Source organism: Enterococcus sp. JM9B (assembly GCF_009933265.1).
Classification (GTDB): Bacteria; Bacillota; Bacilli; order Lactobacillales; family Enterococcaceae; genus Enterococcus_C; species Enterococcus_C songbeiensis.
On the sequence record NZ_MAEK01000015.1, the window covers coordinates 45846 to 62113 of the forward strand.

A 16268-nucleotide genomic window follows, 5' to 3' on the forward strand; every position below is an offset into this window, starting at 1 on the left:
GTAGTGAAAAAATGGCTTTTATTGGGGGGATTGAGCGTTGGTTTATTGTTTAGCGGGTGGCAGCCGGCCTATGCAAGCGAAGATGCTGCCAGTAATGCGTCCATTGTTTTTTATGACCGCACACCGACACCTAATCCACCGACTAATGGGGGAGGACAAGCAACAAATCCTCCCATCAAGAAACCGGTAAATCAAACATTACCAAAAACCAATGAAAAACCAATTAGCTTTCTTTACATGATTATCGGGAGCGAATTGATTCTTCTTGTATGGATTCTTATCTGGAAACGGCGAAAGGAGGAAGAAGAGGATGAACAAATTACTTCAAGAGATTAATCTTTTTAAACTTCTTCTTCTGATGGCGCTTCTTACTGTGGGAACTATTGGATTAGGCAGACAAGCCGAAGCGGTGGGTGCAACACCACCAACTATTGTTTATGAACCAGATACGTATGAAAATATCACGCCAACAAATGGTACAAATTCCAATATTTTTGGGCAACCAAAGATTGATGGCGGCAAGGTCGTTCAATTGACTGGAGCCGATCAATTACCCAAATTAAATGTTACCTACACAAACGATGGCTCCAATGATCCTTGGAAGGGCGGCAAGATTGGGTTTCATTGGGAGAGTCATGTGGAATTGACGAACTATTTAGATGTCATAAATATTCCTGCGCAAGGGTTTGCCTTTGTGGCGATCATCAATTTACCTAAATATGTTTTAAGTGCGGATGTTTTAAAGGCAATCGACTGGGACAATGCATATTTAAAAATTAATGGTGCTAGTATCAAACTAACAGAAGGTGGTCTAATGTCCGCCGGCAATCATACACTACGGTTTGGTATGGGTTCATGGGACAATGGAAATATTGTAGGTTCAATTTTCAATATCATCACTCAACCCGGCTTCAATGCTGGGAATATTCCGATTGTTTTTGATATTACCGTTGATGTTGCAAAGATGACTGCAAGCGGCGACAAATATGACATCAGCCCAAACAAAGTACTAACAAAAGGCAAACTGCAACCTTCTACTACAAAACTCGCCGATTTTTCTGTAGATTTTTATGATTCGAATAACGTGGTTCAAGATCGTATGTTCAATTCAATTATTGCTCCGGCAGGCGGACGTTTTTATCCTAAACTAACGAATGGTGCACTGAATCCGGCAGCATACGCAAAAACCTCCGCTTTCCAATTACCAACTTGGAACAGCTACATCTCTCCATGGGATACGACGAATAAGTACAATAGTTTTGCTGATAAAACTGAGTATGTTGACAGCAACAACCTGAATCTTCCTGGAACAACCAACAACCGAACCTTGACAATGGGACTCTCAGAAGGAAGTTTTGCTCAACAACCAACAAATCGTTTTAATCGAGTGGTGAATTTTTTTACTGGAAAGAATGAAACGACTGGGGCAACATTGACCCATACGCCGACACAAACACTCGGATTGAATCAGCAAACAAGTATTTTATATACAGGAAAAGATGCCGGGGGAACTGCGTTGTCACCTGTCACCTTAAAGGTACTTGAAAAATATGCTGTAGATGGCACAGTCAAGCCAACAAACTTGGAACCAGATAGCCAATGGGGAAAATTACTTACTAGTACCCCCTATCAAGTGAACGCGGTCTGGCGAGCGAGCGATTTAACAGCAGGGGCCATTCATTACCGGCTGTACAATAAAACAACACAAAAATTAGTGGGGACTTTTGAAGACAAATTATTTCAAACGATTTCAACAAATAATGGTGGTGATAATTCAGCAACCACAACACTGCCGGCGCTTGCTTCCGGTCAATATTATTTTGACTACAAATTGATTGACGATACCCTTTCAAAAGCTTATCCAAATCTTGCCTATAAATGGCAGTCAGAACAAACGGGTATCTCTAATTTGAAAGCCATCACGGTGGCTGGTTTTCCAGCGATTTCTAAAGAAAGTTATTTGAAAAATCTTAGTCGAACGCCAGAGACTGGAAAACCTTTGATTGCTTTGGCTGGGGACATTGTTCAAGAAAATAGTACGTTTACCTTAGATAAAATGGGGGATTCTTTAGCAGATAAAAAAGTAAGCGTTGCGCTTCCGGAAAATGTTACCTATGAAAAGGGAAGTTTGTCGCTGAATGGGACGGTGATTCCTGATGATGATATCCAAAATGGAATCAGTATACCTACACAATATTTAGCAAAAGCTGGAGATAAAGTGACGATCACCTATAAATATAAAATAAATCCGATTACTGCAACGACAAATGCCATCGATCTGCCGACCAAACCGGCTGTATTATCAGGAAATATTGCGTTATCTGACGGAACAAAATTACCCTTTACTGAAGTCAAGACAGATACCAATCTGATCCAGATTCCTAAGCAAAAATTAGCTTTGGTAGATGCCCCCGCCGATTTTACCTTTGGCAGTGATCTTCTATTGCCAACACAAACAGCATATTACAAAGCAAAAGGTGATTTTTCATTTGCCGTACGGGACACCCGTTTACCAAGTTCAGATGCTTCGTGGCAGATTACTGGGAAACTATCTACTCCTTTCAAAAATACAGAAGGAAGAGAATTAAGTCAGGTTAATTTGTATTTCAATCATGAGGGAAAAAATATTCTTATCCCGAAAGATCAGAGTACACCAATCTATCAAAATGATGGTTCAAAAAAGGGAGATATTCCCGTTGACTTTCTTCCTAACGATGGTTTACTCTTAGAGGTGAACAGCGGCACAGATGCACAAGTAGACAAAACCTATCAAGGAACCATTACCTGGGAATTGTCAACAGGTCCTACCGAATAAAAATGTGGGACATTAGATAGTTACTTCAACTCAAATAGCCTATTTTGAGTTGAAGTTCTTTTTCTATTTTGACGAATTCAGAAAGTTTTGAAAAAGCTGAAAAAATAGAGAAGGTACTTTTCTAAATCTGCTTGCATCAGCTGTATGAATTCACTGATGTTAGGAGGAGAAGGACTTGGAACTGTTCAGTTTGCTTGAAAAAAACGAGCAGCGTCAAATCAAAATTTTTCAGCTTTTATTAGAACGGAGCGAACTGTCGGTCAATGAAATACTCGTGAAGCTATCGGTGGACCGGGCGACTTTCAAAGAAGATATTGTTCTGTTAGAGCAACATTTGAAAGCGTTTGATGAATTGTCCTTTACTCAACGGGAAGGAAAAATAGCCTTACGTCGTTTGGGGAATCTATCCACTTCTGATGTGTATTATTCCTACTTAAAGGAATCCATCAAATATCAAATCTTGATGTATCTATTAGAAAATGGCAGTTTTGAACGGCAGAAATTTTTAACACAGTTGAATATTAGTACTGCCACCTTGACCCGTCGTATCAAAGAGTTGAATCTGCTGCTGGTTGAATTTCATTTACAGATAAAAAATGGTCATTTATATGGTTCGGAAATCCAAATTCGTTATTTTTATTTTCAACTGTTGTGGTTTGGTCGACCTTATTTAGTAAATCTAAAAGAATTTTCTGAGGCTGCTGCAGAGGGCTTTTTAGTATTGATGAAAAATGAATTTAGTTTTCCTTTTACGGAAGATGGAGAAATCAAATTTCAAATTTGGTTATATATTATGAAAAAAAGGCTGCGGGCTAGCAAAAAAAGTATGCCGGATTATTCTGAATTGCCGAGTGAGCTATTGCAGACAAGCGGTTTCCTGCTCTCGTTGCAGAAATTTCTGTCTCGTTATTTCTTTCAATCTGCTTTTGGTTGGAATCAAAATGAAACCTTGATCTTCTATTTGTTTATGATCTGCAACTTTACCCTAGATACCCATAATGATTATGTGCGAAAATTTTTGATACAGGAAAAACATAAGGACAAATTAGTCGACAAACTCAATGAAACATTCAAAGAAACCCTGCAAGAGCATTTTTCTTTCTACTCTTTTTCAGAAGATTTTTCGGAAAAAATTGCTCTAACAGTGATGCAAAATCATTTTCGTTTGGTTTATTTCCGAGGATGGATCAGTGTCTTTGGACATCAAGGATTGCAGCAGCGCCTTTCAGAAATTGAGGAAAAACAATTGCTGGCACTTTGTCAAAGTTTGACGCAGCAGTCGTTAGGTATTTTAGATATCTCTGAAAGTGACAAAAAAAATTCTCAGTTTGAACTTTTTGGGCGCTATGCCTCCATTTTGCAGTTAATTTTTAAAGAGGTTGAACTGCGTTTACAAGTTGCATGTGATTTTCCTTATGAACGGGTGATGGCAGATATTGTCATCGAAATGATTCGGGAACGAATGCCGCAAGCAGTCAAATTAGATTTGGTTAACTATCAAAAGAATCAGCAATACGATGTTATTTTGACAAGTCAGGTCAAAGACTACCCATTACAAAAAAATGCTCGAATTTTTGTGATGCTGAGCAATGAATACGATTTTGATTTTCCTTATCTGGGTGAATTTTTAAAAGAGTGTTACCTGCAAAAAATAAATTCGGGGATGAAGTCATGAAAACAGAGCTTTTCTGTGAAACAACTAATTTTTTGAATTTTGTCAAAATAAATTAAAATTCGTTGTAAAATTGAATAAAATACGATTTATTTGGCGGATTCGCCTTGTGATTTCTCTGAGAAAACTGCTAAGATGGAGAGTGGAGGGGATATCATGAGAACAAAAGGATTTGTTTTAGGAATGAGCCTGCTTACCTTGGGCTTGCTTGCGGGCTGCTCAACAGGAGATACGCCGAATCAGTCTAGTCAATCAAGTACAGAACAAGCACAAACAACAGCGCAATCAACAGCGCAATCAAAAACTACCAGCACCAGCATGACTGAAACGACTCAGTCTAGCAGTGGGCAAGGAATTAGCGGTCTGAAGGTATCGGTTGATGAAGCAATCAAAATTTTTCAAGAGACTTATTCTGATGCAGATATTACTTCACTAGAACTAGATACTTCTTTTGGCAACTACTTTTATAAAGTCGAAGGAGTCAATGACGAAAAGGAAGTTGAAATTCGCATTGATGGTGCAACGAAAAAAGTAGAAAAAGAACGAGAAGAAATGTTGGATGCAGACGATCGAAACGGGGTAAAACGGGAAGAGAAATTAAATCTTGCCAATTTATTGAGTATTGAAAAAGCGGCTGAAATCGCAGAAACAACGGTGGGCGCTGGAGAAGCGACGGATTGGGATCTGGACAAAGAATTGAACATCACCTACTGGGAAGTGACCGTGGTGGATGGAAATCAAGAGACCAATGTAAAATTAAACGCTCAATCAGGAGAAGTCATAGAAACCGAAATCGATGATTAAGCGGTAAATACTAGAGGTGAAAGCTGGAGAAATCCGGCTTTTTTATTTTTGGATAAAAGTATATTTTATATCCTTTTAAAGTATAGACATTTTAATCTTTTCGCTGTATGATAAAGAAAAGTAAGAAAAAATTTCGTAAGCGTTTCAATGACAACGGTATCACATGACCAAAGAAACAACTTGATTCTGCGAATGAAATTGGAGGAGTAGAAAAATGAATCTAGAATTTCCTAAAAATTTCTGGTGGGGTGCCGCAACTTCCGGTCCTCAGTCAGAAGGACGTTTTAACAAACAACATGCCAACATGTTTGATTACTGGTATGAAATTGCCCCAGAAGAATTTTATCAGCAAGTAGGACCAGACACTGCATCGAATTTCTACAATAGTTTTCGTGAAGATATTCGTTTAATGAAAGAAATCGGCTTAAATTCAATCCGCACCTCTATTCAATGGAGTCGATTGATTGATGATCTGGAAACTGGAAGTGTTAATGAAGACGGGGTACGTTTTTATAATGATGTTATCAATGAATTCATTAAAAACGGTATTCGTCCAGTGATCAATCTGCATCACTTTGATTTACCCGTTGAATTGTATCACCAATATGGTGGCTGGGAATCAAAACATGTCGTGGATCTTTTTGTAAAATTTGCGGAAAAATGTTTTGAATTATTCAGCGATCGTGTGGTGGATTGGTTCACGTTTAATGAACCGATGGTGATTGTTGAAGGAGAATACCTGCATCAATTCCATTATCCAAATATAGTGGACGGTAAAAAAGCTGTGCAAGTAGCCTACAATATTCAATTAGCATCCAGCAAAACGATTGCTCGTTTTCGAAAGCTGAATCAAAATCCAAATGGACGGATCGGGATTATTTTGAATCTGACTCCTCCATATCCAGCAACCGACGGACCTGCGGATCAAGCCGCTTCAGAATTTGCTGATTTATGGTTGAATCAACTCTTTATGAATGCTTCTACACTGGGAGAATTTCCCGAAAAATTAGTGGCTGTGTTGGCAAAAGACAAGGTTTTATGGGAAGCTTCTGCCGAAGAATTGGCGATCATCAAAGAAAATACCATCGATTATTTAGGTGTCAACTACTATCATCCTCACCGGGTACAAGCACCGGCAGTTTCACCAAATAGCTTGACTGTGGATTGGCTGCCGGAAAAATATTTTGATGAATATGAAATGCCAGGACGACGGATGAATGTTGATAAAGGCTGGGAAATCTACCCTAAAGCCTTGTATGATATCGGCATCAATATTCGCGATAATTATGGAAATATCGATTGGTTCGTTTCGGAAAACGGTATGGGTGTTTCCCGAGAAGAACGCTACTTGAACGCAGATGGATTGATTGAAGACGATTATCGTATTCAATTTATCCAAGAACATCTATATTGGTTGAATCAAGCAATGGTGGAAGGCTCGAATTGTTTCGGCTATCACTTATGGACCCCCATCGATTGCTGGTCGTGGAAAAATGCGTACCGCAATCGGTATGGCTTTATTTCAAATGAGATTCACACCCAAGTAAAAACCATCAAAAAATCCGGGTATTGGATCAAAAATGTCGCAGAGACAAATCAGGTCTTTTTGGAAGATACAATCATTGAAAATTAGTTGAGGTGGAAAACATGGCAAAGAAAACAATTATGCTGGTTTGTTCGGCAGGCATGAGTACCAGTTTATTAGTGACAAAAATGCAAAAAGCCGCAGAAAAAAAAGGGATGGAAGCAGATATTTTCGCCGTTGCTGCTTCAGATGCAGACAATCATTTGGCAACAAAACCGGTGGATGTTTTACTACTGGGTCCACAAGTACGCTTCATGAAAACCCAATTTGCTGAAAAATTAGCGCCAAAAGGAATTCCCTTTGATGTCATCAATATGGCAGATTATGGTATGATGGACGGTAAAAAGGTCTTGGCACAAGCAGAAAAATTAATTGAAGGGAAGTAAGACACATGGATGAAAAAAATCTAGAAGCCATCATGGGCTTGATTATGTACGGCGGCAATGCAAAAAGCGATGCGATGGAAGCGATCCAAGCTGCCAAAACCGGCAATTTTGAGGAAGCGGAAGAAAAAATCAAAGACGCAGAAAAATCTTTGGTCGAAGCACATCATTCCCAAACCAATATGTTGACGCAAGAAGCGCAAGGCAATCACATGGAAGTCACACTGCTGACAGTCCATAGTCAAGACCATTTGATGACTGCCATTGCTTTTACCGACTTGGCGAAGGAAATCATTGCTCTCTATAAAAAAATGGCAACGAAATAAGCAAAGTGAACTCAGAGCGACGGTTCTGAGTTCTTTTCTTTTACAAGGAATAAGATAGACTTTTTCACCTGAAATAAGTTATTATTTAGAGGAGAAACTGTGTGTTCACAAAAGAGGTGAGTAGTTGTGAAAAAATATATCCATATTTCAGGAGATTTACGAAATAAAATTTTGGCTGGAGAATACCAATCCAATGATAAATTACCTTCAGAAAAAGAACTGGGGCTTTTTTATGAAGCAAGCAAGATGACGGTCAAGCAGGCGTTGGATATTTTGGTATCAGAGGGCTTAATCATTAAACGTCGAGGCTCGGGAACGTTTGTCAAAGATTTATCGAAGAATGAAATCGATCGAATTGCAATCGTCAATCAATTTCGCGGAAAGACCGCAGAAAATCCGGACAAAAAAGTAACTAGTAAAGTCCTCGATTTTTCAGTCATTAAAGCTTCACCGTTGATTCAAAGTAAATTGAACATTTCAGAGGGAGATTTTGTTTATCACATTTATCGAGTACGGTACTTGGATGGCAGTCCAGCAGTAATCGAGGAAACTCACATGCCTATCGATGTGATTCCCGGATTAAAGAAAGAAACACTGGAAGCCTCAATTTATGAATACATTGAAGAAGAATTGCATCTTAAAATTCAAAGTGGTCATAGAACTATTACCGTTCGCAAAGCGACAGATTTTGAAGCAGAACAGCTTTTCTTAGAAAAAGGAGATCCGGTGGGGGTTGCGGAGCAAATCGGATACTTGGCTACCGGAGCTGCGTTTGAATATTCGATTTCGGTCCATCGCTACGATCGATTTATTACAGAAATGATTTTAACACGAAATTAAAATAGTCTTTATCAGATGCCCTCTAATAATAAAGAGGGTATTTTTTATAATAAAGAAAAATATTTTGTTATATTATCTTGAATGTAAAAATGTAAATCCATAAGAAAACAGAAGGTAGCTCGACTATTCTGCAAATTCGTTGTGTAGGCTAGTTAACGACAGTTATAGAAATATACTTTTTCAAATAAAGTATAGACTTATTTGAAGAGTCGTGCTAAGATAGGTTTTGTAATCGATTACTAAAAAGGAATGAGGAATGATTTTTATGATGGATAAAATCAGTGAAAAGATTATGCCCCTTGCGAATTGGCTGGGACAAAATCGGTATCTGACGGTTTTACGTGACGCATTTATGTTAGCGTTTCCGTTAACAATGTTTGGATCAATTGTTGTCGTTATTAATAACTTGCCATTTTTCAGCGATGACACAAAAGGAACCTTGGGAACATTGTTTGGTAGTGGACAAAATGCCACAATGAGTATCATGACCGTGTTTGTAACATTTGGTATTGGCTATTATTTATCTAAATCTTATGATGTAGAAGGTATTTTTGGTGGAGCTGTCTCCTTTGCCAGCTTTTTGATTTTAACACCATTCTTTACCGTAACTGAAGGCGGCGAAACAGTCAGCAATGTGCTGAGCTTGGATCGCCTAGGTGCAAAAGGGATGTTTATCGGTATGATCGCAGCCTTTTTAGCAGGAGAAATTTATTGTCGTGTGACAAAACGCGGCTGGCAAATCAAAATGCCTGATGGTGTACCACCAGCAGTAACCAAATCATTTGCTGCATTGATTCCAGCAATCATTACGTTAAGTGTGTTCTTATTCATCAATGCAATCGTAACTGGTGTGTTTGATGTCAACTTGCATGATGTGATTTATGACGTGATTCAAAAACCTTTAACTGGTTTAGGCAGCAGTTTGCCGGCAACCTTGATTGCTTTGTTCTTTGTTCAATTCTTATGGTTCTTTGGTTTACATGGACAAATCATTGTCAATTCAGTGATGGACCCTATTTGGAACACGTTGATGTTGGACAATTTGGATGCTTATAAAGCAGGAGAAAAATTACCTCATATCATTACGAAACCATTTATGGAAACCTTCACGGTAGGTCTTGGCGGTTCTGGTATGACCTTGGCCGTTGTTGTTATCCTGGTTTTCTTCATGAAGAAAAAACAATACAAAGATATTGGTCGTTTGGCTTTAGGACCTGGTCTATTCAATGTGAACGAACCCGTAATCTTTGGTCTGCCAATCGTTTTGAACGCAACAATTTTGATTCCTTGGGTGCTTGCACCATTAGTTGTTACAACGTTGAACTACTTAGTGATGGCCGCCGGAATTGTTCCAGCGCCAACCGGTGTGTCTGTGCCATGGACGGTACCGATTATCGCTAGCGGAATTTTAGCTACGAATTCTTGGTTGGGAGGACTACTGCAAGTTATCGACTTTGTGATCGTGGCAGTAATCTGGTTCCCATTCATGAAGGCTTTGGATCGTCAACCAAATCCAGAAAATTAAAGAAAAACTGGTCGCTCCGAAAAGGCGACCAGTTTTTTTGTCGATTTAATTTTCCTGATCGGACTGAAAGGCTAAAATGTCTCCCGGTTGGCAATCCAAAGCCTCGCAAATTTTTTCTAAGGTGGAGAAGCGAATCGCCTTGGCTTTTCCGTTTTTTAAAATCGAAAGATTAGCCATTGTGATTCCGACTTTTTCGGTCAATTCGGTAACAGACATTTTGCGTTTTGCCAGCATGACATCAATGTTTACGATTATTGCCATTTTCTCACCTCAAATTGTCAATTCATTTTCTGTTTTTATCAAAAGAACATTTTCCAGCAGTTTTTGTAAAATCGCCACAAAGACGGCCGCGATAAAGGGAACGGCAATCACTCCTAAGCCGACAAAAATCAGTCCTGGAGCATCTTCCACATCTGCCATTACATAGAGAAACGGCAAAAAGGTCAGATAACTGCCTCCCATGCCAAACAATCCCTGTTTTAAACGGGTGACGGCCAGTAGCGTTTCTTGGGAGAAAGCTTGATTGTGATCCACCTGCCGCAGTACGCGAAAGGCTTGAAAAACAGCAAAATAGAAACAGAGCTCCGAGAGATAAAGTCCACCAATAAAGGCCCAGTTCTCATAAGTGATTCGCGGATATTCCTGCTGCATCGCGTGAGGGAATTTTGGAAAGATAAACAAACTAAAAAGTAAAACCAACAAACTGATAAAAAGTAAAGATGCTTTTAGAAATAAGGTTTTTGTTTTCATCATTTACTACTCACTTTCTTAAAGAATAAAAAAAGTGTAGCATGATATTTATCGAATATCAATAAAAATTATTCGTTTAACAGTTTGTTTTTTTCTAAAGAAAAAATATCTGCATTTTTTCAGAAGACATTGCGAGAAACATTGGAAATTGCAAATTTTCTTTTGTATTATGAAAGAAGAGTTGAAGGAAGAGGACTGCTTGGTGTATAAAGAGATGCTTCAATGAAACAAGATTTCCAATTATTGGCAAGTGTCGTAAAGAAATTTTTGTAGAAATAAAGCGGCCATTGTTGGTTGTCTTATTTTCTAAAGTCATCTGCTGATTGTGTTTTGTACATGGACCGATTATAGTTAAATACATCAGATGATTAATGAAAGGAGTAGTATCATGGAAAATCAGACATTGGTGGAACGGACCACCGATAAAATTTTAGACTACATCACGAAAAATGAGTTGGAAATTGGCATGAAGCTACCGAATGAGTACGAATTGTCCCAACAGCTGGACGTTGGCCGCAGTACCTTGCGGGAAGCAGTACGAGCGCTAACTTCTCGTAATGTGCTGGAAGTTCGCCAAGGAGCAGGAACATTTATCAGTGATAAACGGGGAATCGCCAATGATCCGCTAGGTTTTTCGCTGGTGAAGGACCAAGACAAAATGATTCAGGATTTGTTTGAATTGCGGTATTTGCTGGAGCCGAAAATGGCAGCGTTGGCAGCTAAATACGCAACACAGGAACAAATCGATAAACTGAATCGTCTGCGGGTGGAAATTGAGGATTCTTTTTATAAAAATGATTCTCGTCACGTCACACTGGACATTGATTTTCACACGACGATTGCGGCGGCAAGCGGCAACGTAGCACTGTTTCATATTATTCCAATCATTAATGAATCCATTGGGCTGTTCAATAAAAATTACAATATCAAGCATTTGAAGATCGAAACGATCGACATGCACAAGGATATCACCGAAGCAATTGAAAATCGCGATGAGATTGCAGCGCTGGATGCCATGACTATCCACATGGCGAATAACCGTAAAGAACTGAAAGCCATCGTCCATCAAAAAAAATGAGACCGATTACAACAAAAATATTGACAAGTCATCTGATGTATTTTAGAATGAATACATCAGATGACTTGTCTTTGTAAAAAGAAATCTCGTGAAGATTCGCTTGTTGGTGACAACGCAGTCCTCTTGCACTTATTTCATTCTTTTTTTTGCAAAACAAGTTGTAAGCGCTGTAGAAAAATTCTCAACTAGGAGAACTTTTCGGAAAATGGATGTTGTTTAGGTCAAAAGGAGGAAAAGTAAATGGGAACAAGTTTCATGGATAAATTAGCAAATGTTTTAGGTAGTGTCGCAATGAAAATCAATAACCTACGCTATATCAAAGTCATCAAGAATGCTTTTGCAGCCTTGATTCCAGTAATCATCACTGGGGCGTTTGGTACGTTGTTTTCAGCGATGGTTTTTGACAATGAAAATGGATTGGCACAGATCAACGGATTAGGTTTCTTAGCGGAATTGAAACCGATTTCTTCAGCCATCAGTTATGTCACCTTAAGCTTTTTGACGATCTACGCAGTATTTTTGATTGGGATCGAATTAGCCAAGTTAAACAATGTCAAAGGAATTTTTCCAGGAATCATCGCAGTCATGTCTTATCTGTCGGTGAATCCAACGGTCTTTGAATTTTTAAGTGATGACAAAGCAGTTATTGCAGAAAATGTTTTGGCAAAACAATACACGGATACAAAAGGATTATTCCTAGGAATGTTTGTTGCCATTATTTCTATTGAACTGTACTGCTGGTTAGGTCGCCAAGAAAAATTGCAGTTAAAAATGCCGGATACGGTACCAACCAACGTAGCATCTAGTTTTTCTGCTTTGTTTCCAACTATTTTAACCGTTACCATTATTGCAACAGCCGGATTTGCTATCAAAGCAATCACTGGCTTGTATGCTTATGATATTATTTACAACGTTGTGCAACGTCCACTGGAAGGTGTTGTTCAAGGCTTACCAGGTATTCTATTGTTGATGTTTATTTCCCAAGTTTTCTGGGTTATCGGGATTCACGGAAATCAAATGATCAAACCAATTCGCGAACCTTTGTTGTTGGCTGCAATTGCGGTTAATACAGAAGCGTTTGAAGCTGGAAAAGAAATTCCTAACATTATTACAATGCCGTTTTGGGATATGTATATGAGTATGGGTGGATCTGGTGTTACAATTGGTTTGTTGATTGCCATTTTATTGGTGGGCAAACGAGAAGATATGCGCCAAATCACAAAATTATCTTTAGCACCCGGAATCTTTAATATTAATGAACCAGTGATTTTCGGTATGCCAATCATGTTGAACCCAATTCTTGCGATTCCTTTTATCTTGACACCGTTGGTTACCGGTACAATCGGCTATGTTGCAACCACTCTTGGGTTTGCGGCAAAAGCAGTTGTGATGGTTCCATGGCCAATGCCACCAATCGTTAATGCGTATTTAGCAACAGCCGGAGACATCGGCGCAGTTATCACTCAAATCGTTTGTATCGCGGTCTCCATTTTGATCTACTTGCCATTTGTAAAAGTAATGAACCGGACCCGCAATGAAGTGGCTTAATAAAACGACAAGAACCCTTTGTTTAAGAAAAGTTGATTTATGAAAAGGAGAAAATAATGAAAACCCAAATTCCTAAAGATTTTATTATCGGTGCTGCATCGTCAGCATGGCAAACAGAAGGCTGGAAAGGAAAAAAAGAAGGACAAGATTCCTTTTTAGATAGTTGGTACAAAGAAGAATCCTTCGTTTGGCATAATGGATATGGTCCAGCAGTTGCCACGAATTTTATGGAACAGTACCAAGAAGATGTCGATTTAATGAAAGAAATCCATTTGACTCATTATCGGACATCCATCAACTGGTCGCGTTTTTTCACCGATTATGACAATTTAGTAGTGGACGAAGACTATGCGCAACATATCAGTGATGTGGTGGATGCGTTGATTGAAGCGGGAGTAGAACCGATGCTTTGCTTAGAGCATTATGAAGTGCCGACCTATCTGATGGAAAAATACGACGGCTGGTCTTCCAAAAAAGTGGTTGAATTATATACAGAATACGCAAAAATCGCGTTTGAACGTTATGGTGACCGGGTAAAACACTGGTTTACTTTCAATGAACCAATCGTTGTGCAAACACGTTGCTATTTGGATGCCGTTCGCTGGCCTCATGAGCAAAACACGAAAAAATGGATGCTTTGGAACTATCATAAAGTTTTAGCAACAGCCAAAGCGATTGCTGCCTACCATGAAGGAAATTATGGCGGTCGAATCGGTTGTGTCTTGAATCCGGAAATGGTTTATCCTCGTTCAAATTCAGCAGAAGATTTAAAAGCAGCTGCAATGTATGATTTATTCTTTAACCGTGTGTATTTTGATCCGATGGTAAAAGGGGAATATCCACAAGAATTATTGGCGCTTTGCGAACAATACGATATTTCTTTTGATGCTACACCAGAAGAATTAGCCATCATCAAAGCCAATACGGTAGATTTTTTAGGAGTGAACCAATATTATCCAAAACGGGTTAAGGCTCCCCGATACCAATGGAACGAACAAACACCGTTTCATCCGGAAATGTTTTACGAAGTCTTTGATTTGCCAGGAAAACAAATGAACAATTCCCGCGGTTGGGAAATTTATCCAAAAATCATGTACGATATGGCAATGTACCTGAAAAATAATTATGGCAATATTCCTTGGCTGGTTACTGAAAACGGCATGGGACGTGAAAATGAAGAAGCCTATCAAGATGATCAAGGTGTCGTTAATGACAGCTATCGGGTTGATTTCATTGGTCAACACTTACGTTACTTGCTCCAAGCAGTTGCTGAGGGTGCCAATTGTGAAGGCTACATGCTTTGGGCCTTTACTGATTGTGTTTCACCGATGAATGCCTTCAAGAATCGCTATGGCTTGGTACGAATCGAATTAAATGAAGAACGGACACGTTCATTGAAAAAATCGGCTTACTGGTATCGTTCTCTGATAGATGAACGGGTATTGGAAACGCCAGACGAACAATTCAATAGATAGTCATGAAGGGCGGGGCTGGATCGATGATCGGTGCCCTGCCCTTTTTTAGGTGAATGTTGCGAGAAAAGGATGCGAGAAGATGAAAAATTTATTTTTGGGGATCGACGTTGGGACGACCGCCATCAAATTTGGTGTGATTGAACAGGGAAAACTGCTGTTTAAAACCAGTGTACCTGTAACAACTTATTATGAAGACAAGCAAAAATATCAAAAGGCAGAAGAAATTCTGGCAGGTATTGCTGACGGGGTTCGGGTAATTCCTCACTCATTACGAAAAGAATTGCAGTATATCGGCTTTAGCACAGCTATGCACAGTTGCTTGCCTGTCGTTGAAGAGACCTATGATCGCATATTTATCTGGTCAGACAATCAGGGGGAGGAAACGATTGAAGCCTTTCGAGAAACACCGGAAGCCAAACGTTTTTATCAAAAGACTGGAACGCCGATTCATGCAATGTCACCATTTGCGAAAATTTTGCATTTTCAAGAAACAGGAGAGTATCCACCTGAAACAGTTTATTACGGTTTAAAGGAATTAGTGCTGCAACAATTTGTCGGAGAATTTTTGATCGATCGTTCGACCGCATCGGCAACGGGACTTTTTCACAGCCAAGAGTTGGTCTGGGACCAAGAAATTCTCCATTATTTGGGAATCACTGAGAAGCAATTAGCAAAAGTCGTTGAACCCACAGAGACGTTTCCGATTTTGAGCTCTCTTGCCAAAGAATTAGCGCTGCCAAAAAACATCAAGGTGCTTGCCGGCGCCAGTGATGGTTGTCTCGCTGCGTATGCCAGTTATTTGACTACTGGGATTCCCGACAGTTTGACGATCGGTACCAGCGCCGCAATCCGAAGAATCACGCAAACACCTTACGTTGATAGTGAAAAGCAAAATTTTTGTTATTACCTAAATGAGGAATTTTATGTGGTCGGCGCGCCTTCAAATAACGGTGGGTGTGTGCTGGAGTGGGCAAAAAATCAATTGTTTGCTGATGAAAAACTTCTGGAACAATTGACGATGATCCAAGAATCGCCGATTGGTGGAAATGGGATACGATTCCATCCCTATATTAATGGCGAACGAGCGCCTTATTGGCGGAACGACCAAACTGCAGAATTGAAATATCTGTCCATTCATCACACGAAAGCGGATATTTTACGGGGAATCATTGAGGGAACACTGATGAATCTCAAACTTCTAGCCAAAACAGTCGGTATCGGAACAAAGCTTTCCATCAGCGGCGGATTTTTCAAGACGGAGATTTTACAACAGCTCACCGCGGAAATTTTAGCGGCAGATTGCTGGCTAGCCGATGCAAACGAGCCGATTTTTGGGCTGTATTATTTGCTCTACCCAGAAGAAGTCAAACCTGCTAAAATGAAAAAAATCAGTGGTGATGAGGCAGCAAAACAGCAGTACGAGCAGATTTATCCCACATATTTTGAGTGAATTGATGAAAGGCGACT

The 16268-nt window shown here is 39.4% G+C and carries 15 protein-coding genes; 13 read left to right on the plus strand and 2 right to left on the minus strand.

Annotated features, from left to right (window positions below):
* The first annotated feature begins 3 nt into the window (after positions 1-3).
* From BAU16_RS04855 to celB, 9 genes are all read left to right on the plus strand, one after another.
* Entirely contained in the window at positions 4-336 is a 333-nt protein-coding gene (locus BAU16_RS04855; protein WP_161526590.1) for an LPXTG cell wall anchor domain-containing protein, read from the plus strand.
* Positions 311-2815 (plus strand): hypothetical protein, encoded by a 2505-nt coding sequence (locus tag BAU16_RS04860; protein WP_161526591.1) that lies wholly within the window; start codon positions 311-313, stop codon positions 2813-2815. The genes BAU16_RS04855 and BAU16_RS04860 overlap by 26 nt, the downstream gene beginning before the upstream one ends.
* A 175-nt stretch (positions 2816-2990) precedes the next feature.
* Positions 2991-4490, plus strand: a complete 1500-nt coding sequence (locus tag BAU16_RS04865; RefSeq protein WP_048603757.1) for a helix-turn-helix domain-containing protein — start codon at positions 2991-2993, stop codon at positions 4488-4490.
* A gap of 153 nt (positions 4491-4643) precedes the next feature.
* Positions 4644-5291, plus strand: a complete 648-nt coding sequence (locus BAU16_RS04870) for a PepSY domain-containing protein (protein WP_137605526.1) — start codon at positions 4644-4646, stop codon at positions 5289-5291.
* Positions 5292-5505: 214 nt separating this feature from the next.
* Positions 5506-6924: a glycoside hydrolase family 1 protein gene (locus BAU16_RS04875; protein WP_137605525.1), complete on the plus strand. Its 1419-nt coding sequence runs from the start codon at positions 5506-5508 to the stop codon at positions 6922-6924.
* 14 nt (positions 6925-6938) lie between these two features.
* A complete protein-coding gene (locus BAU16_RS04880; RefSeq protein WP_137605524.1) occupies positions 6939-7262 on the plus strand; it encodes a PTS sugar transporter subunit IIB in 324 nt (107 codons plus the stop codon).
* A 5-nt stretch (positions 7263-7267) separates the two neighbouring features.
* Positions 7268-7585 carry a PTS lactose/cellobiose transporter subunit IIA gene (locus tag BAU16_RS04885; protein ID WP_137605523.1) on the plus strand — a complete coding sequence of 106 codons (318 nt, stop codon included), beginning with the start codon at positions 7268-7270 and terminating at the stop codon, positions 7583-7585.
* 126 nt (positions 7586-7711) lie between these two features.
* Positions 7712-8425, plus strand: coding sequence for a GntR family transcriptional regulator (locus BAU16_RS04890; protein WP_048603762.1), 714 nt, complete (start codon positions 7712-7714; stop codon positions 8423-8425).
* A 268-nt stretch (positions 8426-8693) separates the two neighbouring features.
* Entirely contained in the window at positions 8694-9950 is a 1257-nt protein-coding gene (gene celB, locus BAU16_RS04895; protein WP_371851515.1) for a PTS cellobiose transporter subunit IIC, read from the plus strand.
* Between the two features lie 45 nt (positions 9951-9995).
* On the opposite strand, the gene BAU16_RS04900 is transcribed toward celB, so the two are convergent.
* Positions 9996-10211, minus strand: coding sequence for a helix-turn-helix domain-containing protein (locus BAU16_RS04900; protein WP_048603764.1), 216 nt, complete (start codon positions 10209-10211; stop codon positions 9996-9998).
* 9 nt (positions 10212-10220) lie between these two features.
* Positions 10221-10703, minus strand: coding sequence for a DUF2975 domain-containing protein (locus BAU16_RS04905; protein WP_137605522.1), 483 nt, complete (start codon positions 10701-10703; stop codon positions 10221-10223).
* 382 nt (positions 10704-11085) lie between these two features.
* Between BAU16_RS04905 and BAU16_RS04910 the strand changes: the two genes are divergently transcribed.
* The 4 genes from BAU16_RS04910 to BAU16_RS04925 all read left to right on the plus strand — a co-directional run bounded on the left by BAU16_RS04910 (position 11086) and on the right by BAU16_RS04925 (position 16251).
* A complete protein-coding gene (locus BAU16_RS04910; RefSeq protein WP_082147256.1) occupies positions 11086-11778 on the plus strand; it encodes a FadR/GntR family transcriptional regulator in 693 nt (230 codons plus the stop codon).
* Between the two features lie 240 nt (positions 11779-12018).
* Complete coding sequence (locus BAU16_RS04915) at positions 12019-13326, plus strand: PTS sugar transporter subunit IIC (protein WP_048603767.1); 1308 nt, start codon at positions 12019-12021, stop codon at positions 13324-13326.
* 56 nt (positions 13327-13382) lie between these two features.
* On the plus strand, positions 13383-14801 hold the full coding sequence (locus BAU16_RS04920) for a glycoside hydrolase family 1 protein (RefSeq protein WP_137605521.1): 1419 nt from the start codon (positions 13383-13385) through the stop codon (positions 14799-14801).
* 79 nt (positions 14802-14880) lie between these two features.
* Positions 14881-16251, plus strand: a complete 1371-nt coding sequence (locus BAU16_RS04925; protein ID WP_137605520.1) for a gluconokinase — start codon at positions 14881-14883, stop codon at positions 16249-16251.
* Positions 16252-16268 lie beyond the last annotated feature (17 nt).

Coding starts and splice junctions, on each gene's coding strand:
- BAU16_RS04860 (WP_161526591.1), top strand. CDS start 311: ATGAACAAATTACTTCAAGAGATTAATCTTTTTAAACTTCTTCTTCTG.
- BAU16_RS04870 (WP_137605526.1), top strand. CDS start 4,644: ATGAGAACAAAAGGATTTGTTTTAGGAATGAGCCTGCTTACCTTGGGC.
- BAU16_RS04875 (WP_137605525.1), top strand. CDS start 5,506: ATGAATCTAGAATTTCCTAAAAATTTCTGGTGGGGTGCCGCAACTTCC.
- BAU16_RS04880 (WP_137605524.1), top strand. CDS start 6,939: ATGGCAAAGAAAACAATTATGCTGGTTTGTTCGGCAGGCATGAGTACC.
- BAU16_RS04885 (WP_137605523.1), top strand. CDS start 7,268: ATGGATGAAAAAAATCTAGAAGCCATCATGGGCTTGATTATGTACGGC.
- celB (WP_371851515.1), top strand. CDS start 8,694: ATGGATAAAATCAGTGAAAAGATTATGCCCCTTGCGAATTGGCTGGGA.
- BAU16_RS04900 (WP_048603764.1), bottom strand. CDS start 10,211: ATGGCAATAATCGTAAACATTGATGTCATGCTGGCAAAACGCAAAATG.
- BAU16_RS04905 (WP_137605522.1), bottom strand. CDS start 10,703: ATGATGAAAACAAAAACCTTATTTCTAAAAGCATCTTTACTTTTTATC.
- BAU16_RS04915 (WP_048603767.1), top strand. CDS start 12,019: ATGGGAACAAGTTTCATGGATAAATTAGCAAATGTTTTAGGTAGTGTC.
- BAU16_RS04920 (WP_137605521.1), top strand. CDS start 13,383: ATGAAAACCCAAATTCCTAAAGATTTTATTATCGGTGCTGCATCGTCA.
- BAU16_RS04925 (WP_137605520.1), top strand. CDS start 14,881: ATGAAAAATTTATTTTTGGGGATCGACGTTGGGACGACCGCCATCAAA.